The sequence below is a fragment of the Pseudomonas caspiana genome, assembly GCF_002158995.1.
Classification (GTDB): Bacteria; Pseudomonadota; Gammaproteobacteria; order Pseudomonadales; family Pseudomonadaceae; genus Aquipseudomonas; species Aquipseudomonas caspiana.
In genome coordinates this window covers 1-24,424 of record NZ_LOHF01000013.1, presented here as the reverse complement: position 1 = coordinate 24,424, position 24,424 = coordinate 1, and the positions used below count along the sequence as shown (strand labels likewise).

General features: G+C 57.1%; 19 protein-coding genes. 10 read left to right on the top strand and 9 right to left on the bottom strand.

Annotated features, from left to right (window positions below):
- Positions 1-223: 223 nt before the first annotated feature.
- The 3 genes from AUC60_RS15845 (at position 224) to AUC60_RS15835 (ending at position 4,109) form a co-directional block, all read left to right on the top strand.
- The gene (locus tag AUC60_RS15845; RefSeq protein WP_087269298.1) at positions 224-2,731 is read left to right on the top strand and encodes a putative bifunctional diguanylate cyclase/phosphodiesterase; all 2,508 of its coding nucleotides are present in this window, start codon (positions 224-226) and stop codon (positions 2,729-2,731) included.
- A 152-nt stretch (positions 2,732-2,883) separates the two neighbouring features.
- Positions 2,884-3,750 (top strand): transcriptional regulator HexR, encoded by an 867-nt coding sequence (hexR, locus tag AUC60_RS15840; protein WP_087269295.1) that lies wholly within the window; start codon positions 2,884-2,886, stop codon positions 3,748-3,750.
- A gap of 134 nt (positions 3,751-3,884) precedes the next feature.
- Complete coding sequence (locus AUC60_RS15835; RefSeq protein WP_087269292.1) at positions 3,885-4,109, top strand: PA3496 family putative envelope integrity protein; 225 nt, start codon at positions 3,885-3,887, stop codon at positions 4,107-4,109.
- Here the strand turns inward: AUC60_RS15835 and AUC60_RS15830 are convergent.
- Positions 4,063-5,013, bottom strand: coding sequence for a LysR family transcriptional regulator (locus tag AUC60_RS15830; RefSeq protein ID WP_087269289.1), 951 nt, complete (start codon positions 5,011-5,013; stop codon positions 4,063-4,065). The two genes, AUC60_RS15835 and AUC60_RS15830, sit on opposite strands and share 47 nt — an antisense overlap.
- 184 nt (positions 5,014-5,197) lie before the next feature.
- Between AUC60_RS15830 and AUC60_RS15825 the strand changes: the two genes are divergently transcribed.
- The 4 genes from AUC60_RS15825 (at position 5,198) to AUC60_RS15810 (ending at position 10,358) form a co-directional block, all read left to right on the top strand.
- Positions 5,198-6,613: an acetyl-CoA carboxylase biotin carboxylase subunit gene (locus tag AUC60_RS15825; RefSeq protein ID WP_087269286.1), complete on the top strand. Its 1,416-nt coding sequence runs from the start codon at positions 5,198-5,200 to the stop codon at positions 6,611-6,613.
- Positions 6,614-6,623: 10 nt separating this feature from the next.
- Positions 6,624-8,432, top strand: a complete 1,809-nt coding sequence (oadA, locus tag AUC60_RS15820; protein ID WP_087269283.1) for a sodium-extruding oxaloacetate decarboxylase subunit alpha — start codon at positions 6,624-6,626, stop codon at positions 8,430-8,432.
- A gap of 334 nt (positions 8,433-8,766) precedes the next feature.
- Positions 8,767-10,083 (top strand): type II toxin-antitoxin system HipA family toxin, encoded by a 1,317-nt coding sequence (locus AUC60_RS15815; protein ID WP_087269280.1) that lies wholly within the window; start codon positions 8,767-8,769, stop codon positions 10,081-10,083.
- Positions 10,080-10,358: a helix-turn-helix transcriptional regulator gene (locus AUC60_RS15810; RefSeq protein ID WP_087269276.1), complete on the top strand. Its 279-nt coding sequence runs from the start codon at positions 10,080-10,082 to the stop codon at positions 10,356-10,358. The genes AUC60_RS15815 and AUC60_RS15810 overlap by 4 nt, the downstream gene beginning before the upstream one ends.
- A gap of 93 nt (positions 10,359-10,451) precedes the next feature.
- On the opposite strand, the gene AUC60_RS15805 is transcribed toward AUC60_RS15810, so the two are convergent.
- From AUC60_RS15805 to AUC60_RS15790, 4 genes are all read right to left on the bottom strand, one after another.
- Complete coding sequence (locus tag AUC60_RS15805) at positions 10,452-11,042, bottom strand: hypothetical protein (RefSeq protein ID WP_087269273.1); 591 nt, start codon at positions 11,040-11,042, stop codon at positions 10,452-10,454.
- A 216-nt stretch (positions 11,043-11,258) separates the two neighbouring features.
- The gene (locus AUC60_RS15800) at positions 11,259-11,933 is read right to left on the bottom strand and encodes a GNAT family N-acetyltransferase (RefSeq protein WP_087269270.1); all 675 of its coding nucleotides are present in this window, start codon (positions 11,931-11,933) and stop codon (positions 11,259-11,261) included.
- An 11-nt stretch (positions 11,934-11,944) separates the two neighbouring features.
- The gene (locus tag AUC60_RS15795) at positions 11,945-12,391 is read right to left on the bottom strand and encodes a GNAT family N-acetyltransferase (RefSeq protein WP_087269267.1); all 447 of its coding nucleotides are present in this window, start codon (positions 12,389-12,391) and stop codon (positions 11,945-11,947) included.
- Between the two features lie 171 nt (positions 12,392-12,562).
- Positions 12,563-13,186: an FMN-binding negative transcriptional regulator gene (locus tag AUC60_RS15790; protein ID WP_087269265.1), complete on the bottom strand. Its 624-nt coding sequence runs from the start codon at positions 13,184-13,186 to the stop codon at positions 12,563-12,565.
- An 89-nt stretch (positions 13,187-13,275) separates the two neighbouring features.
- Here AUC60_RS15790 and pdxR point away from each other — a divergent pair, with 89 nt between their 5' ends.
- Together pdxR and AUC60_RS15780 are read left to right on the top strand one after the other, a co-directional pair.
- The gene (gene pdxR, locus AUC60_RS15785; protein WP_087269262.1) at positions 13,276-14,835 is read left to right on the top strand and encodes a MocR-like pyridoxine biosynthesis transcription factor PdxR; all 1,560 of its coding nucleotides are present in this window, start codon (positions 13,276-13,278) and stop codon (positions 14,833-14,835) included.
- Between the two features lie 290 nt (positions 14,836-15,125).
- Positions 15,126-16,337, top strand: coding sequence for a YeeE/YedE family protein (locus tag AUC60_RS15780; protein WP_087269259.1), 1,212 nt, complete (start codon positions 15,126-15,128; stop codon positions 16,335-16,337).
- A 117-nt stretch (positions 16,338-16,454) separates the two neighbouring features.
- Here AUC60_RS15780 and tkt read toward each other — a convergent pair whose 3' ends face one another.
- Complete coding sequence (tkt, locus tag AUC60_RS15775) at positions 16,455-18,530, bottom strand: transketolase (protein WP_087269256.1); 2,076 nt, start codon at positions 18,528-18,530, stop codon at positions 16,455-16,457.
- 263 nt (positions 18,531-18,793) lie between these two features.
- Here tkt and AUC60_RS15770 point away from each other — a divergent pair, with 263 nt between their 5' ends.
- Entirely contained in the window at positions 18,794-19,642 is an 849-nt protein-coding gene (locus AUC60_RS15770; protein WP_167384363.1) for a bestrophin family protein, read from the top strand.
- Between the two features lie 403 nt (positions 19,643-20,045).
- On the opposite strand, the gene AUC60_RS15765 is transcribed toward AUC60_RS15770, so the two are convergent.
- The 3 genes from AUC60_RS15765 to AUC60_RS15755 form a co-directional block, all read right to left on the bottom strand.
- Positions 20,046-21,050, bottom strand: a complete 1,005-nt coding sequence (locus AUC60_RS15765; RefSeq protein ID WP_087269248.1) for an asparaginase — start codon at positions 21,048-21,050, stop codon at positions 20,046-20,048.
- 27 nt (positions 21,051-21,077) lie between these two features.
- Positions 21,078-22,526 carry an alanine/glycine:cation symporter family protein gene (locus AUC60_RS15760; protein ID WP_087269245.1) on the bottom strand — a complete coding sequence of 483 codons (1,449 nt, stop codon included), beginning with the start codon at positions 22,524-22,526 and terminating at the stop codon, positions 21,078-21,080.
- 228 nt (positions 22,527-22,754) lie between these two features.
- On the bottom strand, positions 22,755-24,179 hold the full coding sequence (locus tag AUC60_RS15755) for an aspartate ammonia-lyase (protein WP_087269243.1): 1,425 nt from the start codon (positions 24,177-24,179) through the stop codon (positions 22,755-22,757).
- Positions 24,180-24,424 lie beyond the last annotated feature (245 nt).

The window sequence follows — 24,424 nt, the reverse complement described above, 5'->3', positions numbered from 1 at the left end:
TGCCGAGCGAAACCGGGCAAACCATGCTTTGCCCTAATCGACAAAACCTGTCCTCGGCAACGGTCTGTCACCACCCGTCCAAATTGACCGAGTGTCCGAATTAAGCGATTGCGGCAGGTCGACTGGCGAACTGCCATTTATTATGAATGTACACGTTTGGTCTACGGCGGCGCTTGTGTATGCTCCCGGCACGTTCAAGGCCACAACACTATAAGAATTTGCCATGACTTCGAATTTCAGTGCCGTAGATACCGCCAGGTTGAATCGGCGCACTATTCATAAACAGTACGCCAGCCAATTGGCCGTTGAGCGCACCCGTATGCTGTATCAGGGGTCGTTGCTACCGACGCTGTTCATGTTTATCAATGGTTTGGTTTGCGCCTGGCTGCTATGGGAGCCGGAGCGCTATCTGCTGGTCGGCGTCTGGCTCGGCTGGCTAATAGCATTGGTCAGCCTTCGGGTTTTTCAGGTCGCCGCTTTCCGTGGTGCATCGCCCGAGCGTCGCGCACTGCCTGTATGGGGGCAGACGTTTTTGCTTGGGGCCTGCGCCAGCGGCTTGACCCTGGCCAGTGCCGCGCTGGTGCTGGTGCCGGTCGAAAACTTTCAGCAGCAAGCCTGGGTATTTGGTTTGATCGGCGTGGCGACGCTGTCGGCGAGTATTGCCTATGCGGTGAGTATTACCGCGTTCCTGACCTTTACCCTGGCGTGTCTCCTGCCGCCGATTGCCTATCTGTTCTGGGGCGGTGATGTTCCTTTGCGGGGGTGGGGCTGGTTAGGATTGATCCTGTTATTGGCGTTGAGCGTGGTTGCGTGGCAGGTCAATCGCCTGATTCATCGTGGTCTGATCAGGCGCTTTCAGAATCAGGCACTGATCGAAGTTCTGCAGCAGGCCCAGACCCAAAGTGAACAGCTCAACATCGAACTGGCCCGGGAAATCGAGCAGCGCCGCAAGGCCGAGCGCAGCTTGCGTGAGGCGCATGCCGAGTTGGAAACCCGTGTTGCTCAGCGTACTCAAGAGCTCGAAGAAGCCAATCTTGCCCTGAGTAAAAGCCCACCTCGACTGGCCGCTACAGTGTTTGAAGCGGCCAGCGAAGGCATCGTCATTTTTGATCCGGACTACAACATCCTCGCGGTTAACCAGGCATTCAGCCGGGTAACCGGCTACGAGCAAGAGGAAATGGTCGGACGCAAAGTGACTGATATCGCCAGCAGCCGAGATGCCCGACGAAATTTCCAGACCATTCATCAAGCCCTTGAACAAACGGGCTGCTGGCAGGGGGAGCTGGTAGAAACCCGAAAGAATGGAGAGTTGTACCCGCAGTGGCTGCATCTCAGTGTCGTCCGTGACCTTGCAGGCAATATGAGTCATATCGTCGGCTTTTTCGCCGATCTCTCCGCCCGGAGAGAGTCAGAGGAGCGGATGCGTTATCTGACCCATTTTGACGAGTTGACCGGACTTGCTAACCGGTCGCTGTTCAAGGAGCGGCTGCGCGAAGCCAACCAACGGGTGCGCCAAGGTGGCAGGAGTCTGGCACTGCTGCACATCAATCTGGATCGCTTCAAATTACTCAACGACAGCTTGGGCCACGAGGTTGCGGACCAGTTGCTCAAGCACGTCTCGCGGCGTCTCGGGAGTGCACTGCCAGAAGCGGATACCATCGCCAGATTGTCGGGCGATGAGTTTGCCGTGCTGTTCGACTCGTACGGCAATCTGTCCAGTCTGACCCGTGTCACCACACGACTGTTGGCCAAGCTGCGCACACCCATCGCCGTCGCGGGGCATGATTTAGTGGTCAGCGCCTCGGTAGGCATTAGCTTGTTGCCCGATTCGGCGCGGGAAATCTCGGCGCTGGTCAGTCAGGCCAATATAGCCATGCAGCATGCCAAGCACCTGGGCGGTAATAACTTCCAGTTCTTCACTGAAAGTCTTCAAGCCAGCACCCTCGAGCGTCTGCAACTGGAGATTCAACTGCGCAGAGCCATTGAAGATAAACAGTTGGAAGTGTTCTATCAGCCGAAGCTGTCCCTGGCGACCGGACGACTTGATGCGGCGGAAGCTCTGGTGCGTTGGCGTCATCCAGAACGCGGCATGGTGCCGCCGGGAGACTTCATCAGCCTGGCGGAGGAGACGGGCCTGATCGTCTCCATCGGCGAGATAGTCCTGCGTGAAGCGTGTCGCCAAGCTTGCGAATGGCAGAGCCAAGGGCTTGAGCCTATTCGGGTGTCGGTCAACCTGTCGGTGCATCAACTACGTCAAGGCAAGCTGGTCACTCTGGTGCGACACGTGCTCGAGGAAACCGGCCTTGCCCCTCATTGGCTAGAGCTGGAATTAACCGAAAGCCAATTGCTCGACAGCGTCGAGCACATCATCACGACCTTCCAACAGTTACGGGAGCTGGGTGTGAAGCTGGCCATTGACGATTTTGGCACTGGCTATTCGTCTCTGAGCTACCTCAAGCGCTTTCCGGTTGATTACGTGAAGATCGATCAAGCGTTCATTCGCGGGTTGGGCGAAGGCACTGAAGACGCCGCAATCACTCGCGCAATTATCGCCATGGCCCACAGCCTCGGTTTGAAAGTCGTAGCAGAGGGCGTTGAAACTCAGGCGCAACTGGATTTCCTGCGCAGTAACGATTGCGATGAGGTGCAAGGGTATTTGATCAGTCGGCCGATTGAGGCTGATGCGCTGGCCGGAGTCTTGAAGGAAAACGTCAACCGCGTCTGGTCCTGATGTAGGACTTGTCCTTTCTTACTGTTGGATTTCTCTTCAAGTCGTCCGTGTTTGCCAGACCTGGTTCGTTTAACTGGGCGTCCCGCAGGTCATGTAGTATAACTACAAGAAAGCTACATCCCGTCCCATGCACCTTTGCCGAGTCTGCCCCTTTGAATCTGCTGCAACACATCGCCCAGTCACGCCATCTGTTACGCAAGTCGGAGCTGAAAGTCGCCGACCACGTGCTGCTTGACCCAGCGGCTGTGATGCACAGTTCCATGGCCGATCTGGCGCATAGCGTTGGTATCAGTGAGCCGACCATCGTGCGCTTCTGCCGCGCCATTGGTTGTACCGGCTTTCAGGATTTGAAGCTCAAGCTGGCACAGAGTCTTGCTGCCGGGGCTAGCTTTGGCCAGTTCGCGATCCATGAAGATGACTCGGTCGCGGACTACAGCCTGAAGATTTTTGACACCACCCTGCACACGCTGATGGAAGTTCGCGAAAACCTTGATCCCCATGCTCTGCAGTTGGCTGTAACGGCCATGGCGGCGGCAAAGCGGGTCGAGTTTTACGGCTTTGGTGCGTCGGGGGCAGTGGCGGCTGACGCGCAGCATAAGTTCTTCCGGCTTTTGCTCAGCGCGGCGGCTTATTCAGATCCGCACATGCAGGCCATGTCGGCCGTTACCCTGACGCCGACCGATGTTGCGGTCTGCATTTCTCAGTCCGGGCGCTCCAAGGATTTGCTGATTACGGCGAATCTGGTCCGCGAGACAGGCGCGACGTTGATCACTTTGTGCCCAAGCCAGACGCCGTTGGCCGAACTGTCGTCAGTCAATCTGGCGATTGATGTGCATGAGGACACCGAAATCTATACGCCTCTGACCTCGCGCATCGCGCATCTGGTAGTCATCGATGTGTTGGCAATGGGTGTCGCGATGGCGCGTGGGCCTAGCCTGGTCAACCATCTCAAGAGCGTGAAGCGCAGTCTGCGCAGCCTTCGTCTGTCGCCCAAGTCGATCAAATCCCACGAAGATTGAACGGCTGATTCAGGCCCGACGATGCGTCGTCAGCGTCAGGCCTTCAGTTTTCACCAATTTGTAATGCATCCGCCGCGTTACCGTCACAGCCTTTGGGCACCCTGATACTCCCGCAACGCACTGGGAGACAGGATATGCCTCGGCACTACGATGACTCGCAACAGAGCAGCACCGTCAAAACCCGCCGTCAGCAGGAAGATCAGCGACGTATGGGGTTTCGTCGGGCAATAGAAAGCTATTGCGAAGCGCGTCGGCTCAATCAGGAGTTGTGCGACTTCGAAGAGAGCGTTTCAGAGCGCTTCTGGCAGGCCGCTAAACCTTTGGAAGGCGCCCGTCGAAACGCTCCATCAGCTGGCTGATCTGCGCACGTTCGGTGCGGATGAACGCCTGGAAGGCGTGCGCCACGGGCGACAGACGTCGATCCTTGGCCTGCACCACGCACCAACTGCGATACAACGGTAACTCTGCCACCGGTAACTCTTTGAGCATGCCGGTGGCAAGTTCCAGACTGACCGCGTGACGAGTCAGCATCGCGATGCCCAGCCCGGCCAGTACACTTTCACGCTGCGCTTCGTGGGCCGACATCTCGATGGTTGTCGTGAAGTGCACACGCTTGTCTTTGAAATACTCTTCGCAGGCTTTGCGAGTCCCCGAACCATTTTCCCGGATCAGTAGCGGATAGGGCTCCAGGTCCTTGAGCGCCAGTGCGCGTGCGTCGCACAACGGATGATCGGGCGGGGCGACGGCTACAATCGGATTATTGAGGAACGGCAGGAACTCCAGGCCCATATCCTGCGGGACCATGGACATCACCACCAGGTCATCGCGGTTGTCCGACAGCCTCCGGATGACTTGGGCGCGGTTGACCACGGTCAGGCTCAGAACCACGTCCGGGTAGTTGCGTTTGAAAGCGGCAAACAGGTGCGGAATGAAGTATTTACAGCTCGACTCAACGGCTAGCTTCAACTGCCCTTGCAGTGAGCCCTGCATATCAGTGAGTTGCATATCCAGGTTTTCCAGGCGCCCGAAGATATCGCGACTGGCCGATTGCAACGCTTCGGCGGCTTCGGACAGGTACAGCTTTTTCCCGACGTACTCAAACAGCGGCTGGCCTACCAGTTCCTCAAGCTGACGGATTTGCAGACTGACAGCCGGTTGAGTGAGTGACATTTCTTCCGCTGCTCTGCTGTATGAACGCAGATCACACACCTCGTTGAAAATTCGAAGCTGACGCAATGTCATACGCATCAATGACTTACGCATATTTACCGGCCCCGCCTGGTCGCTGAAGCGACAACTATAAGTCTTTACTTATACACAACCCAATTTTTACTCATTTTTATTAATTCCTGATCGGGCATAGGGTGTTCCTGCGGCAATCAACCACACGCGCTGTTACAAAAACTGGTTCAACTACAAAACCGGTTCTACGGTCGAGGGAATACTCGTGATAACAAAAATCCTGATCGCCAACCGCGGTGAGATCGCTGTCCGGATCGTGCGCGCTTGCGCCGAGATGGGCATCCGTTCGGTGGCAATCTTCTCCGATGCCGACCGTCACGCGTTACACGTAAAGCGGGCGGACGAAGCCCATAGTATTGGTGCCGAGCCTCTGGCGGGATATCTGAACCCGCGCAAGCTGGTCAATCTTGCGGTAGAGACTGGTTGCGATGCATTGCATCCGGGCTACGGCTTCCTTTCGGAAAATGCCGAACTGGCTGACATCTGCGCCGAACGTGGCATTAAATTCATAGGTCCATCTGCTGAAGTCATCCGCCGCATGGGGGACAAGACTGAAGCGCGCCGCAGCATGATCAAAGCCGGCGTACCCGTGACGCCGGGTACGGAAGGCAACGTTGCCGATATCACTGAGGCGCTGCAGGAAGGGGACCGCATCGGTTACCCGGTCATGCTCAAGGCTACCTCGGGCGGTGGCGGTCGGGGTATTCGTCGTTGCAACAGTCGAGAAGAGCTGGAGCAGGCGTTTCCGCGAGTGATTTCCGAGGCGACCAAGGCATTTGGCTCGGCAGAAGTTTTCCTCGAAAAGTGCATCGTCAATCCCAAGCACATTGAAGCGCAGATCCTTGGCGATAGCTTCGGCAACGTCGTGCACCTGTTCGAGCGTGATTGCTCGATTCAGCGCCGCAACCAGAAGTTGATCGAGATCGCGCCCAGCCCGCAACTGACTCCAGAGCAACGCGCCTACATTGGTGATCTGTCGGTACGCGCGGCCAAGGCAGTGGGCTACGAAAATGCCGGTACTGTGGAGTTCCTGCTCGCCGAGGGCGAGGTGTACTTCATGGAGATGAACACCCGGGTGCAGGTGGAGCACACCATCACCGAGGAAATCACCGGTATCGATATCGTCCGCGAACAGATTCGGATCGCGTCCGGCCTGCCGCTGTCGGTCAAGCAGGAAGACATTATTCACCGCGGTTTTGCTCTGCAGTTCCGGATCAATGCCGAAGACCCGAAGAACAACTTCCTGCCGAGCTTCGGCAAGATCACCCGGTATTACGCGCCCGGCGGCCCCGGCGTGCGGACCGATACAGCGATCTATACCGGTTACACCATCCCGCCGTATTACGACTCCATGTGCCTGAAGTTGATTGTCTGGGCGCTCACGTGGGAAGAGGCGATGGACCGTGGCCTGCGCGCACTGGATGACATGCGTCTGCAAGGGGTGAAAACCACTGCCGCGTATTACCAGGAGATTCTGCGTAATCCGGAATTCCGTAGCGGTCAGTTCAATACCAGTTTCGTTGAAAGCCACCCTGAGCTGACCAACTACTCGATCAAGCGCAAACCCGAAGAGCTGGCCCTGGCCATCGCTGCTGCCATCGCCGCCCATGCAGGCCTGTGAGGAATACGTAATGTCCAAGAAGATTTTTGTAACCGACACCATCCTGCGTGACGCTCACCAGTCTCTGTTGGCCACCCGGATGCGCACCGAAGACATGCTGCCGATCTGCGACAAGCTCGACAAGGTTGGCTATTGGTCGCTGGAGTGCTGGGGCGGCGCGACGTTTGATGCCTGCGTTCGCTTTCTGAAAGAAGACCCGTGGGAGCGTCTGCGCCAACTGCGCGCGGCATTACCCAACACACGTCTGCAAATGCTGCTGCGCGGCCAGAACCTGCTGGGGTATCGCCACTACAGCGACGACGTGGTCAAAGCTTTCGTTGCGAAAGCGGCGGTCAACGGCATTGATGTGTTCCGTAGCTTCGACGCCATGAACGACGTGCGTAACCTGCGTGTCGCCATCGAGGCGGTGAAAGCCGCTGGCAAACATGCTCAGGGCACCATCGCCTATACCACCAGCCCGGTACACACCATCGAGGCCTTCGTTGCCCAGGCCAAACAGATGGAATCCATGGGCTGTGATTCGGTGGCGATCAAGGACATGGCCGGTTTACTGACACCTTATGCGACGGGTGAACTGGTCAAGGCGCTCAAAGCCGAGCAGTCATTGCCGGTGTTCATCCACTCCCACGACACGGCTGGTCTGGCCGCTATGTGCCAACTCAAGGCCATCGAGAACGGTGCGGACCATATCGACACCGCCATCTCCAGCTTCGCCTGGGGCACCAGCCATCCGGGCACTGAGTCCATGGTTGCCGCCCTTAAAGGCAGCGAATTCGATACCGGCTTGAACCTGGAGCTGCTGCAGGAAATTGGTCTGTATTTCTACGCAGTTCGTAAGAAGTATCACCAGTTCGAAAGCGAATTCACGGCTGTCGACACCCGTGTGCAGGTTAACCAAGTGCCAGGCGGGATGATTTCCAACCTTGCCAATCAGCTCAAAGAGCAGGGCGCGCTGAACCGTATGGGCGAAGTGCTGGCCGAGATTCCGCGAGTACGCAAGGACCTGGGATATCCGCCGCTGGTCACGCCGACCTCGCAGATCGTGGGTACTCAAGCGTTCTTCAACGTGTTGGCCGGTGAGCGTTACAAGACCATCACCAATGAAGTGAAGCTTTACCTGCAAGGCGGTTATGGCAAGGCGCCGGGCCAGGTGGACGAAAAGCTGCGCCGTCAGGCCATCGGCAATGAAGAACTGATCGATGTTCGGCCTGCGGACCTGCTAAAGCCGGAAATGACCAAACTGCGCGGCGAAATTGGCGCTTTGGCTCAATCTGAAGAGGACGTACTGACTTATGCCATGTTCCCGGACATCGGCCGCAAGTTCCTCGAAGAGCGCGCTGCGGGCACCCTTAAGGCTGAAGAGCTGCTGCCTATCCCTGAAGCGGGTGGTGTGAGCAAGCCGGGAGGCGAGGGCGTACCCACCGAGTTCGTCATCGACGTGCATGGCGAGAGCTACCGTGTGGACATCACCGGGGTGGGCGTCAAGGCTGAAGGCAAGCGCCACTTCTACCTTTCCATCGATGGCATGCCGGAAGAAGTGGTGTTCGAACCGCTCAACGAATTTGTCAGCGGCGGCGCCAGCAAGCGAACCCAGGCAAGCGCACCAGGCCATGTCAGCACGGCCATGCCCGGTAACATCGTCGATGTGCTGGTCAAGGAAGGCGACATGGTCAAGGCCGGTCAGGCTGTACTGATCACCGAAGCGATGAAAATGGAAACCGAAGTCCAGGCTGCAATCGCCGGCAAGGTAGTCGCCATTCACGTGGCCAAGGGCGATCGGGTCAACCCGGGTGAGATACTGGTTGAGATTGAAGGTTGAATGCATTGATCTCTGAACTCCCGGCTCTACCTCGGTGCACATAACACCGTGCTGTGGTGCGTGAAACAGGGAGCTTGTAGGAACGCACGAGCACCGCGAGGCCGCGAAAGCGGTGTATCAGAAAGACCGCCATTGCTGCCTCGCGGTGCTTGAGCTACTACAGAAATAACGGTTAGATTTCCTCGGGGGGCCTATATGGCTCCCTTTTTTACTTCAAAAATTATTAACTGCATTAAATTGCATCTATTGCCCGGCGCATGAGTCAGGAAATGCACTATAGTGCAGATATACGCACTTTTACTGGCTGGCAGGTGCAATAAATTGCAGGCGTCCCATGTATAACCTCACTCTTCAGATTTATGGCAGTGGCGTCTGGAAGGATGCCATGACCCTTTCGTTTGACGATCCCGCAAAAGGGTTTCTCGGTCCATGTCGCTTCGCCTACAAGGCGGCTTACGTTCTGGACGCATACCCGAACTCTTTCTCCCAAGGCGTGAGCGCCCGCCTGCCGGTGGATTTTGAAACATTCTCATTGCGTGAGGCCCCGGCTTTTCTGCATGACATTGCTCCTTCTGGCGCGGCCAGGCGCTTCCTAATCACCCAGCTAGGTCGACAAAAGCCGGAAGGTTTGAGCGACGACTTGTACCTGCTTGGGCGCAGCACGCCTGCTCCCATTGGCAACTTGCGGGTCAAGGAGTCAGTAGCCGTCCTGGAAGAGGGCGAGGCCATGGGCTTTACGCGTGCGGATGTCATCACCCGTGACCAGCACTTTCTTGAATATGCCTATGAACAAGGCGCTGCCATTGGTGGGGCTACCGGTGCGGGGGGCGAAGCGCCGAAGCTGTTGATGACGCAAGGCCTGGACGGCTTGCTTTACCCGGATGCGGTACTGGCTGATGAACAAGCCAAAGAGCACTGGTTCATCAAGCTCGCACGCAATCAGGCTGTGAACAATGATCAGGATATTTTGCGCAGTGAGTACTTGTACTACAGGGCGCTGCAAGCGCTGGGCATCGACACTGTCGCGACAGAGGATATGGCACTGGAGGAGGCGAACAAGCCAAGCCTGTGGATGAAACGCTTTGACCGTCGTATCACGGAGCAAGGTGTGGAGCGACTGGCGGTAGAGTCTGTCTATTCGCTGGCCGGAGTAACGATTCCAGGCAGTCGCATGGATCATCAGGAGGTGATCACGCTTCTGAGTGGGTTATGGTCGCAGGCCGGGCAGAAGGCAGAAATACCTGATCTAGTGGCCGAATACCTTCGCCGTGACTTGATTAACCAGATCCTTGGTAACTCGGATAATCACGGTCGCAATACGGCAATTATTCGCAGCCAAGACGGTTATCGACTTGCACCGATTTATGATCTTGCACCCATGGTCATGGATTCCGAGGGCATCACTCGTACAACCAAATGGTCGAAGTCCATCGAGCGAGCAGGTGTCGTCAACTGGCGCGCGGCATGTGATGCACTGGCAGATATTCTTGATCCGCAGCAGGCTTTCGAGCGCTTGCGTCAAGACGCCCAACAGCTGAGAGCGCTGCCGGATATATTGCGCGACAGCGGTCTGCCTGACGCGACGTTCAACCATCCAGCCATTGCCTTGGTCAAGCTGGATCAGCGGCTGACCACCTGGGGGCTGCAATGACCTTATCCATCGATGCCCGCGCGCTGCTGATCGAAAGCGTTCAGCAGGGCATTGCTGACGGTAGCCTCGAGATGGGCGAAGCGGTCAAGCGGCTGCGAGTCGAGGGCGCGAGGCTGCATCAAAGCCAGTACGCCAAGATGTGCAAAATCTCGGTGCGCACGCTGATTCAGATCGAGCAAGGTGAGGGTAATCCGACGCTCAAGTCATTGAATGCGGTATTCCGGCCGTTTGGTTTGCAGATGGGCGTGGTGAGGCGTCATAAGCAGATCAATTGATAACGTCTCACCACGTATGAGCAAGCCCCAGCCCAGCTCTTGGCCTCTATGGATAGATGACCTCACAGGTTGAGAGGGGCAGGTCCAATCTCGTTACGATTTTTTATAGCGTTGTTGGATTACCTCAGCCACCTGCCTGAAGCTGATGCTTTTGGTCGCGATCTTCTGCATACCTTCTTCCGGCAAGTAGCCGAACTTGACGTAAAGGATTTCTCCTTGGGCCATCTGTGCCTGACTCAAGCCATCGAACGACTTTTTCATGGCATCCAGACTGGTCGGGCTTGCAACGAGCGTTACCCAGTCCGGTACCGGAATGGTGCTGGCAAAATAATTCACCACATTGACCAGCGCGTCGCCAATAGGAAACACGGCAGTGAATCGCTCTTTGGGCTTGAACCTTGCGATACCCATGTAGATGTCCGGCAGGTCTTTGATATTGCTTTCGACCCCATGCTTTTGATGAGAAAGAAGGTACTCGAAGATCTGCAATGACGTACCGACAATAATCAGCGACTGAGCGCCGACAGCGCTGTCCGAAAAAGTATGTCGAAGGGTACTGGCGACCGGGAGGGATTTCTTCCACTCCCCACGGTCGACGATAACGCTGCCGTATTTACCGTTGTGCAAAACCGGGGCAGGGACCCGCCACGGGTTTTCTTGCTTTGCTGCAGCTAATACATTCATGTCACAACATCCTTGTTGTTTTATTGTGGGTTAATGAGCGTATGCCTGGTTGGCATGAACTAAACCTTAGCCCGACGAAGGTTTTTTGTTCGGCCGCCAACGGTTTTGTGTGTAACGGGTTGTTGATGGCTGTACCGCGCAGGAGCCTCTGTTCTCTCATACGTCCTTCATATCCGAAGGCATTTGCTCTCCTGCGCGGTACATGAACCAAATCGGTCAGATTCCGCGAAAAGCCTCCAGCCCCTTCAACTGCTGCCCATCCTTGAAGTTACCCACAGCCAGCCAGCTCTCGAAAGCTTGCTGCAGTTGAGGCCACTCCTTGTCGATAATCGAATACCAGGCCGTGTCACGGTTCACGCCTTTGACCACCATGTGCTGGCGGAATGTGCCTTCGTAGCTGAAGCCGAACCGCTCCGCCGCGCGTTTTGAGCGGGCGTTGTTGGCGTTGCATTTCCATTCCAGGCGGCGGTAACCCAGCGTGAAGGATTCCTTTGCCAACAAATAAATCGCCTCGGTACCTTTCGGCGTGCGTTGCATCGATGCGCCGAAGGTCACGTGGCCGATTTCTATTCGGCCATGAGCCGCCACGATGGACATCAGGCTCAGGTAACCATCAACAGCGCCCGTCGCCTGGTCCACCACCGTGTAGAACCACGGGTCGGTATCTGCTTCGTGGCGGCTCAGCCAGGTATCAAACTCGCTGCGCTTCAGAAATGGTCCGTAGGGCAAGTAATCCCAAAGCTTCGGATCGGAGCCGGGACCTTGCAGCGCATCCCATAAGCCGTCGGCGTGGCGCGCAACGCTGAGTTTTTCCAGGCGAATGAAGCGTCCTTCCAGTGTTCGGGCATCTGGCAGTGCGACGGCTTGCCAATCAGGTACAGGGGTCGACATAGATGAGCTTCCTAGAGCGCTTTGCGAAATTGGATTAAGCCCGGGCGTTCAGCGATACGTTCATACAGCTGAATGGCGGTGGCGTTGGTTTCGTGAGTCAGCCAGTGAACCTTATCGCAATCATTGGCCTTGGCGGTTGCATACACGTACTCGATCAACCGTCGGCCAACGCCAGTACCGCGTTGCTGGGGAGCGACCAGCAAATCCTGAAGGTAACAGGCGTTAGCGATGCTCCAGTTGGAGCGATGGTAGATGAAATGGACCATGCCCACCGCTGTGCCGTCCTGCCAGGCCAATGCCGCGTTGGTCGGTTCAGACGGGTCGAGAAAGCGCTGCCAGGTGCTGGCGGTCACGGCGTCGGACAGCTCGGTTTTGTAGAAGCGCAAGTAGGCCTGCCACAACGGTAGCCACGCGGCGTGATCCTGCTCGGTAACCGGGCGAATCTGAATATCGGTCACAGCGGTCTCCTATCGTAATAACCAACTGAATAAATGCTTTTTCTGTAGGAGCTGCCGAAGGCTGCGAAGCATTTATCGGACACACCGCGATCGCAGCCTTCGGCAGCTCCTACAGGCCCTATGTTTGCCGCGAGACAGCGTGCAGATCCGGATTTGCGTCAAAAAACACTTTCAGCTCATCAACTGAGCCAGTTTCTGATCTTTGATATCTGCGCTTGCGGCCAGCCCGTCACGCACGCCTGCAATGTCCGCTGCCGCACGGTTCTGGCTGAGTTTGCGTTTGCCTTCCAGGCGCTCAATGGGCAATGCAAAGCCAACAATGGCACCCAGCATCTTGTCGATGTAATCGGCAGGTGCGTCGGCCACCGCCCAAGGTTTGATGCGCTCGCTTTCGTGTTTGTCGGTCAGGCCGCTGACGACATCCAGCAGTCGCTGCGGATCATTGAAAACCTGCGCGACGCCGTAGGCGTGAACGGCCACGTAATTCCAGGTGGGTACTACTTTGCCGTGTTCAGCCTTGGCCGGATAAAACGACGGGCTGATGTAAGCTTCTGCGCCGGGAAAAATCACCAGTGCCTGCGCGCCGTTTTCCAAAGCGCGCCACTGCGGGTTGGCCTTGGCCAAATGTCCATATAGCGTGCCATTTACGCCTTGATCGGTCCGCAACAACAGCGGCAAATGACTGGCCTGCATGCCGTGCTCGTCATGGGTAACCAGAATCGCCAGCCGGGTCTGCTCGATCAGGCCATGCAGGCTGTCAAGGTCGTCGTCTTTGAAAGCGCTCGGTATGTACATGGAAATATCTCTTGGCCGAAGTCTCAATCCTAGGCAGGCTATTGGTTGGTTGTAAGAGCCATTAATTGTCAATTTGATAGGGCCAATGCATGTCCGGACTGCTGCCGTCTTTCCCGTTCAGCCTTGCGGGTATTGAGCTTGATCGCCGTCAGGGGTTGAGCCGCCAGCTCTATCAAACGCTGCGTGCACGTATCCTCGACGGGCGCTTGAGCGGTGGGACGCGTTTGCCGGCAAGTCGCGATCTGGCTGAATCCCTGGGTATTTCCCGCAATAGTGTGATGCGTGCCTACGACCAGCTCTATGCCGAGGGTTTCACCGATGGGCGTGTGGGCGACGGAACCTATGTGGCTCAATTATCAAGTCAGGTACTCCCCGACAGAAAATTATCCACAAAAGTGTCCACAGGGTTATCTACAGGCTTACCCACAGCCTTATCCACAAAATCAGAGAAATCACTGCTAAATCTTCCTGACGAAGTTATCCACAGTTCAGCCATCAAGAAGCTTGAGAGTCATCATCTCGGCGCGTATCTGCCGAGTGCGCCGAGGGCCTTCAGAGTCGGTGTTCCGGCGTTTGATCTGTTTCCGTTTGCCGTTTGGGGCAGGCTTTACGCAGCCTTTTGGCGAAAGCCTGATCTGGCGATGCTAGGTTATGGTCCGGCGGCAGGCGACACACGTCTGCGCGAGTTGATCGCTGCTTATCTGCGTACCTCGCGCGGTCTCCAGTGTCGCGGTGAGCAAATAGTAATCACCAGTGGCGCACAGCAAGCGATTAGTCTTTGTGCACAGCTGCTGTTGGAGGAGGGTGACGGTGTTGCGATAGAGAATCCCGGCTATCGCGCCGCCGGTCATGCGTTTGCCATCGCCGGGGCAAAGTTGCATGGCATAGATGTTGATGAAGACGGTATGTGCTGCGAGCAGTTACAGCGACACGCCTGCAAACTGGCTTATGTCACGCCGTCCCATCAGTACCCGATGGGCGTGGTGATGAGCCTGGCTCGACGCCTCGAATTGCTTGATTGGGCGCAGAAGACGCGGGGCTGGATTGTCGAGGATGACTACGATGGCGAGTACCGCTACAGCGGCGCGCCATTGGCACCGTTGGCGGCGTTGGATCGAAGCGGACGGGTTTTGTATGTCGGCACATTCGGCAAGATTGCTTATCCGGGGTTGCGCCTCGGCTATCTGGTGCTGCCTGCGGGGTTGGTTGAACCGTTTAGCCGTCGACGTGCTGTGGACATGCGCCACTCCGAAGTGAGTACCCAAGCGGTGATGGCCGAATTCATTGCTGCGGGACACTTCCAGCGTCACATCCGCCGAATGCGCCGTGCGGCATTGAGTCGTCGCAATACTTTGCTCCGTCACTGGCCGGAGGGCATACCAGGCTGCGCAGCGATGCCTAAAGTCGTTGCCGGGCTGCATGTGGCAGTGAGAGTGGACAGCCTTGAGCGGGAAACAGAACTGATCGAAAAAGCTAAAAGTGTCGGCGTCGAAATCAGCCCGCTGAGCGGGTACTGGCTTCCGGAATCCAGCGAGCCTGTGGATAACAGGACAGGACTGGTGCTGGGATTTGCCGCGGTGCCTGAGGCGGACATTGTGGATGCTTTGGAAAGGTTGAAGCAGGTTTGGCGAGTGAAACCTGATTTTTGATAGGTCGCCCTGTGCCCTTGACGCATCGCTATCACGAAGCAAACACTGGGCCTGTAGGAGCGCACGAGCACCGCGAGGCCGCGATGGCGGTGTATCAGACAGATCACAATCGCGGCCTCGCGGTGCTCGGTGGAACGCCACCCCGGTCGCTCCTACAGAAAATGCATTTCAATTCAGTGAGTTGTTTTTATAGGGGTCAACCTTTGCCGCGCAACAGCGCCTCGGCAGGATCATGAAAGCTTGTGCGCGATATACTTGCCGCCATTACCCCTTTAAAACCGAGACTTCCCATGAGTACTTCTCTTGCTGCGGCGCCGGCTCGCAAGCCCGGTGCGCCGCTGATTGCTGTTTTCCTGCTGTTGTTCATCGCTATGTTTCTGCTGAGCAGCGTTGGCGTACGTCAGGTCCTTCTGCTGATCGTCGGTGCGGCATTGGGCCTGACTCTCTACCACGCAGCTTTCGGCTTTACTTCCGCGTGGCGTGTGTTCATCCGTGAGCGTCGTGGCGCTGGCTTGCGGGCGCAGATGGTCATGCTGGCCATCGCCGTCGTGCTGTTCTTCCCGGCCTTGGGCGCAGGAACTCTGTTCGGTCAGCCGGTGAATGGTCTGGTTGCGCCAGCGGGTGTATCCGTGGTGTTTGGTGCCTTTATCTTCGGCATCGGCATGCAACTGGGTGGTGGTTGTGCGTCCGGTACGCTGTTCACGGCGGGCGGCGGCAATGCGCGGATGCTGGTGACGCTGCTGTTTTTCATCCTCGGCTCGCTGATTGCGACTCACCACGTTGACTGGTGGTTCGCACTGCCGTCTTTCCCGGCGACCTCCATTGTTAAAAGTTTTGGTGTAGTCCCGGCATTGGTGCTGAGCCTGGCGGTGTTCGCGGTCATTGCGTTCGTCACTGTGCGTCTGGAAAAACGCCGTCACGGCCAACTGGAATTGGCAGTGACCAGCGAACATGTCGGTCTGCGTCGCTTCCTGCACGGTCCATGGCCACTGGTGTGGGGTGCGATAGGTTTGGCATTGCTCAACTACGCAACCTTGGCCCTGGCCGGTCGTCCGTGGGGCATCACTTCGGCATTCGCCTTGTGGGGCGCAAAGGTCGCGGGTTCTCTGGGTGTGGATGTTGGCAGTTGGGCGTTCTGGCAGATGCCAGCCAATGCCAAAGCGCTGGCCGCACCGGTATGGGAAGACATCACCAGCGTAATGGACATCGGCATCATGATCGGTGCGTTGCTGGCGGCAGGGTTGGCAGGAAAATTCGCGCCAAACCTTAAAATCCCGGCGCGTTCGATAGTCGCGGCAGTGATCGGTGGTCTGTTGTTGGGCTACGGTTCGCGCTTGGCTTACGGCTGCAACATCGGTGCGTACTTCAGCGGCATCGCCTCCGGCAGCCTGCACGGGTGGTTGTGGTTGGTGGCGGCTTACGTCGGCAACGTGGCAGGCGTGAAATTTCGCCCGTTCTTCTTCCCGGGTGAGAAGCCGCAGGTTGCGTTGAGCGGTTGCTGAGTTGTTCGCGAAGCAAGAACTGTAGGAGCGAACTTGTTCGCGAAGCGCCAGTACAGACAGCAGATCAATTTGCCTGTCTAAATCGCCTCGCCAACACGTTGGCTCCTACAAGGTTTGTCATCGTCCAATCTGCTCCTTCGCCAGTTTGACGATGTTTTCCACCGTAAACCCAAACTTGGCCTGCAGTTTGTCGATAGGAGCCGAAGCGCCGAAGGTGTTCATCGTGACCTTGGCGCCTGTGTTACCCACATATCGATCCCAACCCAATGGGCCTGCCTGTTCCACTGCAACCCGAGCAGTGACAGAAGGCGGGAATACGCTGTCGCGATAGGCCTGATCCTGATCCTCAAACAACTCCCAACTCGGCATCGATACCACGCGTGCAGCAACGCCCTGGGCTTTCAGTTGCTCGAAGGCCTGCACGGTCATCCCAACCTCGCTGCCGGTGGCAATCAGAATCACCTCAGGTTCGCCGTCTTTGGCGTCGGCCAGTACATACGCGCCTTTTGCCAGACCTTCGGCTGAGCTGTATTGCGTGCGGTCCAGCGTGGGCAGGGGTTGTCGCGAAAGCACGATGCACGAGGGGCGACTGGTTTGCGCCAAGGCGACTTTCCAGGCCTGTGCGGTTTCATTAGCGTCGCCGGGGCGCAGCGTCAGTAAACCGGGGGTAGCGCGAAGCTGTGTTAACTGCTCGATAGGCTGGTGAGTCGGGCCGTCTTCGCCAACGCCGATGGAGTCGTGGGTGAAGACGAAGATCACCGGCAACTCCATGATCGAAGCCAGCCGAATCGGCGGCTTCATGTAATCGCTGAACACCAGAAACGTCGAGGTGTAAGGCCGTACGTAAGACAGCGCCATACCATTGGCGATCGAGCCCATGGCGTGTTCGCGAATGCCGAAGTGCAAGTTGCGACCGCTGTAATTGTCGGCGGAAAAACTCCCGGCTCCGTCGAACGTCAGGTTGGTCTTGGTCGACGGTGACAAGTCAGCCGATCCGCCCAACAACCAAGGGATTTTCGCCGCGAAAGCATTGAGGACCTTGCCACCCGACGCACGCGATGCGATGCCCTTGGCGTCGGTCTCGAAGGCTTGCAAGTTTTCCTGCCAGTGCTCGGGCATTTCTCCGGCGCGCATGCGTTGTAGCTCATCGGCCAGATCCGCTTGTTCTTCCTCCAGCTTATTGAGCGCGCCTTGCCATGTTTCATAATCAACGGCATTGCGTTCAATCAGGGCGTCTCGCAGCCAGGTGCGAGCTTCGTCGGGCACCAGAAAGCTGGCGTTTTCGTCCCAGCCGTAGGCTTTCTTGGTCAGCTTGATTTCATCTTCACCCAACGGCTCGCCGTGGGCCGCTGCGGTGTTGTGTTTGTTGGGCGAACCAAAGCCGATCACGCTGTCGACCACGATCAGGGTTGGCGCATCATCGGTGCGTTTGAACACTTCGATGGCGCGGGCCAACGCTTCGGTATCGTTGGCATCGGCCACATGCAGGGTGTTCCAGCCGTAGCCTTCAAAGCGGGTCTGGACGTCTTCACTGAAGGCCAATTCAGTGTGGCCTTCGATGCTGATGGTGTTGTTGTCGTAGATCCAGCACAGATTGGCGAGCTTCAGATGCCCGGCCATGGACGCCGCTTCAGCGGTTACGCCCTCCATCATGTCGCCGTCGCCACACAGCACATACACGTTGTAATCGAATAGCGTGCGGTCAGGTGCATTGAAGCGTTCACCCAGCCAACGCTCTGCCATCGCCATACCAACGCTGTTGGCACAGCCTTGACCGAGCGGGCCGGTGGTGGTTTCCACGCCCGTGGTCATGCGGTATTCCGGGTGGCCCGGGGTCTTGGAGTCCATCTGACGAAACTGCTTGATGTCCTCAAGGCTTACCGCCGGTTTGCCCGAAGGCTTGCCGTGCTCATCGATTTCAACCACACCCGCCAGGTGCAGCAGCGAGTACAACAACATGGAGGCATGACCGACCGACAGTACGAAGCGGTCGCGATTCGGCCAGTCCGGGTGTTCAGGGTGGTAGCGCAGGAACTGATTCCAGACGGTATAGCCCACCGGCGCCAACGCCATGGGCGTACCGGGGTGGCCAGAGTTGGCCTTCTGCACGGCGTCCATGGCCAGGGTGCGAATGGTGTTGATACAGAGTTGGTCGCGTGCGGTGCGTTGTTCGCTGGAAAAAGACGAGCCCATTGAATTAACCCTCAGTGACGTGCTGCTGAACATCCAGATAAGTGTGGAGCGCAGCCGAGGGCGGTTTGTTCATTGTATTTTGGGGCTGTCCGATGGCCATCACGGGTCAACCTTAACTGAACATTAAACGGTTCAGCTTTTATGCGGTCAGTGGCGAACCATATACCTCAACTGCATTCGAAGCAGGGAGCGGCGTGTATTACGCAGTAGCCCATGAGGTAATCGTTTTGAAGCAAGCCATCGTCGATAAATACCGTTTCTTAATGAAAACCATAGGTTATGTAGGCTGGTCACTGTTCTGGCTCCTGATCTGGGACATAGTGGTCACAGCCGACTTCATGCTGTTCCTGGACCGCAAGATCAGCCTGCCCTCGTTGCCGTTGACCTTGCTGGCGTCTGCGCTGGTAGTGCTCACCAGCTTCCGTAATTCCAGCGCCTATAACCGTTGGTGGGAAGCACGCACCTTGTGGGGCGCGATGGTGAATAACTCCCGCAGCTTCGCCCGTCAGGTGCTGACGCTGGTTGAGGATGACGGCGAGTTGAATCCCGTGAAAGCAGTGTTGCTGCGTCGCCATGTGGCCTTCGTGAAATGCCTGTCTGCGCATCTGAAGGGTGAATCCTGTGGCGACGAAGTACAGTCGTTGATAACCCGCGAGGAATACGCACGCAGGCACGAAACCAACAACTTCCCCAACGACATACTTAATGCGTCCGCTGCACTGTTGGCCAAAGAGTACAAAGCCGGCCGTCTGGACAGCATCCGTCTGGCGCGTCTCGAGTCGACAATGGTGGAACTCTCCAACTGCCAGGGCGGGATGGAGCGTATCGCCAACACGCCGCTGCCTTATCCCTACGTGGCGTTCCCGCGTTTGTTCATCAGCCTGTTCTGCGTGATCCTGCCGATTGGCCTGGTGGACACATTGGGCTGGTATACGCCACTGGCATCGACCGTTGTCGGCTTCATGCTGCTGGCCATCGAAAAGATCGGCACCGACCTGCAAAGCCCGTTCAAAGCCAGCGAACACGAAATCCAGATGACTAAGCTGTGCGAAAACATCGAGCGCAACCTGGATTCGATGCTTCGCGATGCGAAGGTTGAGTGCACGGCTTAGTAATTTTTGACCCAAAACCTGTAGGGGCTCGTGAGCTCTAAGGACAAAGTTTGTTGTAGTCCCCTTCTGATCAGCAGGTAGGTATTCAGAAAGCGTTTTGTCATACGCAATGGAAGCGTTTTGTAAGGGCTAAAGTGAGCGTTGACACGTTCACTATTTATGCCATTATCAGCGCACTACTCAACCCCGTACGCAGCGATTCAGTTCGCTGGCCGTTGGGGTGAAGAAACCGGCCCAGTGCCGGTTTTTTCGTTTCCAAGGACTGAAAGGTCTGCAATTTTGCGCTACGTGCATAGGTCAGCCACGAGATGGATGCGTTGTACCTGCATAAACCAGACTATCGCCTCGCCAACAAGTTGGCTCCTGCAGGATCAGTGTTTGCTGCGAGATTGTGGCTCTGCGCTTAACGCAGCTCCCCGCACAGATCCACTTCAACCAGCCGGCGTACTTCATCAAGTGGCAGGCCTGCACCCAGCAACAGGTGCAGCTTGCCCAGCGTTGCTTCACGGGTCATGCCGCCGCCGGACAACACGCCTGCACCGCGCAGGCGGCTGCCCGCTTCGTAGACGTCCAGTTCGACGCCGCCTTCATGGCACTGCGTGATTGCAACGACGCAGATGCCTTGTTGGTGGGCGCGTTCCAGACTGGTCAGGAAAGCTGGATCATCGCTGGGACCGGTGCCACTGCCAAAGCATTCGAGCACCAGACCCTGAATGCCGCTGTCGATGACGGCGTTCAGCTGTGCTGCACCGATACCGGGAAACAACGGCAGGATGGCAACGCTGGCCGCGACTTTAGGCAGGCGATAATCCAGTGGCGCGGGGTGCGCAACAGAAGTTTCGCCGCTGTGGGCGCGGTTCAGCGCTGCGAACGGATGGCGGCCGAAGCTGCGGATTTTTGCACAACGGGTCGGGGCCAGCAGTTCACCGTGGAAGTACAAATGCACGCCCGGCTTCAGACCTTTGCCCAGCTCGATCAATGAACCGTTGACGTTTTCCCAGGCATCACTGTCCGGGACGCCAGCGGGCAGCATTGAGCCGGTGAACAGCACCGGAGCATCAAGCCCCAGCAACTGGAAGCTCATGGCTGCGGCGCTGTACGCCAGGGTATCAGTCCCGTGAAGGATCAACACCGCGTCGCAACCCTCGACATCGACGGCATCGATGACTGCTTCGCGCAGACGTAGCCAGTAGGCAGGCGTCATGTTGGCGCTGTCGATCAGCGGGGCCATCTCACGAAAGCGCCACTGTGGGACCACCAGATCAGGCAGCTCGGCCAGTTGCCCGGCAATGCGTGCCTCAAAACCCGAGGCCGGGGCCAGGCCGTTGGCGCTGGCCTGCATGCCGATGGTGCCGCCGGTATAAAGAACCATGACTCGCTGAGCGGGTTGTGGCTGTTCATAAGTCATGGTTCTTCTCCGGTATGACGTTAACTATCAGGCTTGAGTAGCGGGCTTTGCCGTGGCATCAACCGGGTTGACCGGTGTCTGGTCAGGGTTGGCAGGCCATGCGGTGCGGTCCAGGTCCAGATCCGGGAACTGGCTTGAATCGAATACTGGAGTCTTGATGCCCGCCTTACGTTGCGCATCGTAGTCACGCAGGATGCGCATGGCGACTTTGAACAACATTGCCAAAGCGATCAAGTTGACGAAGGCCAGCAACGTCATGGTGATGTCGGCGAAGGCGAACACGGTGTTGAGATCAACGACGGCACCCCAGAGGATCAGCACCAATACGAAAACCCGATAGCCGACGATGGCTTTCTTGCTCTCGCCCACCAGGAAACGCAGGCTGTTTTCGCCCAGGTAGTAGTTGTAGAGAATCGAGGTGAAGACGAACAGTGCCAAGGCAACGCTGATGAAGATACGGCCCCAGTCACCGACCACGGCTGCCAGCGAGTTCTGTGCCAGAACAATACCGTTGCCGCTGTAGCCCACGTCGTAAATGCCCGAGAGCAGGATCAGCAGCGCGGTGCAGGTGCAGATCACAAAAGTATCGAGGAACACGCTGAATGCCTGAACCACACCTTGTGAAATCGGGTGCTCGACCTGTGCAACGGCAGCCACGTTCGGCGCACTGCCCAGACCGGCTTCGTTAGCGAACACGCCGCGTTTCACGCCCATGACGATTGCGCTGCCGATCAGGCCGCCAAAAACCGGGTCCAGACCAAATGCGCTTCTGACGATAGTCGCCAGCATGGCTGGAACGTGGTCGATCTGCAGGACGATGACGTAGATGGTCACAGCGATATAGATCAGGGTTTTGACCGGTACCAGAAGGTCGGAAATCGCCGCGATACGCTTGATGCCACCGACGAATGCAAGGCCGAGCAGCACAACCAGACAGATGCCGGTGGTCATGGTGTCGATGCCGAACGCGCCTTTGAGGGAGTCGGTGACTGCGTGGGATTGCAGGCCGTTGAAGGCAAAACCGAAGGTCACCAGCAGCAACAGTGCCATGACCATACCGAGCCAGCGCTTACCCAGACCATGCTGGATGTAATACGCCGGACCACCACGGAACTGGCCTTCGGAGTCCTTGCGTTTGTACAACTGAGCGAGTGAACACTCGATGAAGCTGCTGGCCATGCCCACCAGTGCGGTGACCCACATCCAGAACACGGCGCCCGGGCCGCCCAATGTTACGGCGATACCGACGCCCGCAATGTTGCCTGCGCCGACCCGGCCTGCAAGGCTGAGCATCAATGCCTGGAAGGAACTGAGCTGGCCGGTGCTGTTGCGTAAACTATCCCTGAAAACAGCGAACATGTGGAAAAAGTGGCGAAACTGGACGAAACGCGAACGAATCGTGAAATAACCGCCGAGCCCTACGATCAGTACGATCAGCACTTTGCCCGAAAGGAAGTCGTTAATGACTTCAAGCATTGGAGAATCCTCGCTGTTGTTTTTAGGGGGCGCGCACTATACCGGTGCGCTCGTCTTGCGTCTGCAATACTTTTCCTTTCCAGTGCAGCGATACGTCCTTGTTGTTTTTGGCAGTGGGCGTTTTGCAGGTAAAAAAAAGGGTCCGGAGAGAATCATCTCGGGACCCCCAAAAGGGAGAGGAGTGTCTAGTCCCTCAACCTGGTGAGCGTGTTGCAGTCGTGCAATTCATCAGGCCTTCAACGGGACCAGACGTGGAGCAATCATGTTTTCCGGCCGCAGAATGTCGTCAAGCATGGCGTCGTCGAGCAAGCCTTCTTCGCGAACCAGTTCCAGTACGCCACGGCCGGTTTCCAGCGCGATACGGGCGATACGGGTGGCGTTTTCATAACCGATGTACGGGTTCAGCGCGGTGACCAGGCCGATGGAGTGCTCGACCAGTTCGCGGCAGCGGGTTTCGTTGGCGGTGATGCCGACGATGCAGTGCTCGCGCAACATGTCCATGGCGCGTTGCAGCAGGCGGATCGAATCGAAAATCTTGTAAGCGATCAGCGGTTCCATCACGTTGAGCTGCAACTGACCGCCTTCGGCTGCCATGGTCAGCGCCAGGTCGTTGCCGATGATTTCAAAGGCAACCATGTTGACCGCTTCCGGGATAACCGGGTTGACCTTGCCGGGCATGATCGAGCTGCCTGGCTGGCGCGCTGGCAGGTTGATTTCATTGATGCCGGTGCGTGGGCCGCTGGACAGCAGGCGCAAGTCGTTGCAGATCTTCGACAGTTTGACGGCGGTACGCTTGAGCATGCCGGAGAACAGCACGAAGGCACCCATGTCGGAGGTGGCTTCGATCAGGTCAGCAGCCGGAACCAGCGGTTGACCGCTGATGATCGCCAGACGATCGACGGCGAGTTTCTGGTAGCCAGGGTCGGCGTTGATACCGGTACCGATGGCAGTGCCGCCCAGGTTTACTTCGGTCAGCAGTTCTGGTGCGAGGCTGCGAAGGCGGTTCAGGTCTTCGGTCAGCGTCGTAGCAAAGGCGCGGAATTCCTGGCCGAGGGTCATCGGCACGGCGTCCTGCAATTGGGTACGGCCCATTTTCAGTACGTGGTTGAATTCCTGGCCTTTGGCTGCGAATGCCTGAATCAGGCTGTCGAGGCTGGCCAGCAGGGCGTCGTGACCCAACAGCAGACCCAGACGAATCGCCGTCGGGTACGCATCATTAGTCGACTGTGCCATGTTGACATCGTTATTGGGGTGCAGCTGTTTGTAGTCGCCTTTCTCAAAGCCCATGGCTTCCAGAGCGATGTTGGCGATGACTTCGTTGGCATTCATGTTGGTTGAAGTGCCAGCGCCACCTTGAATCATGTCCACCACGAAGTGCTCGTGGAAATCGCCGCGAATCAGACGTGCACAGGCTTCACTGATAGCCGCATGCTTGGCTGCATTGAGGTGGCCCAACTGGTGGTTTGCGTCAGCGGCCGCCTGTTTGACCATCGCCAGCCCGACAACCAGCTTCGGGTAATGGGAAAGCGGAACGCCGGAAAGGTGAAAATTGTTCACCGCTCGCAACGTTTGAATACCGTAATAGGCGTCAGCGGGTACTTCGAGAACACCAAGCAGGTCTTTTTCGATGCGCGATGATGCAGGCGAGGACATGATAGAGAAAGTCTCAAGAGAGGCACGGACAATGCCGGAACGCTGGTGATACTGGTCCTCTGGCATATTTTTGACCAATGCTGTTACATACTGGGCCATGCCGAAACGGCATAATGCAGGTGTGACGTGATAGGTGTTACTGGCGTGTATATACATTTCCGGCGGTTAGCAGGATCTTTGTGAGCGAATTACAACTATCTGATTTGGAATACTCTTCTGTAGGAGCGCACGAGCACCGCGAGGCC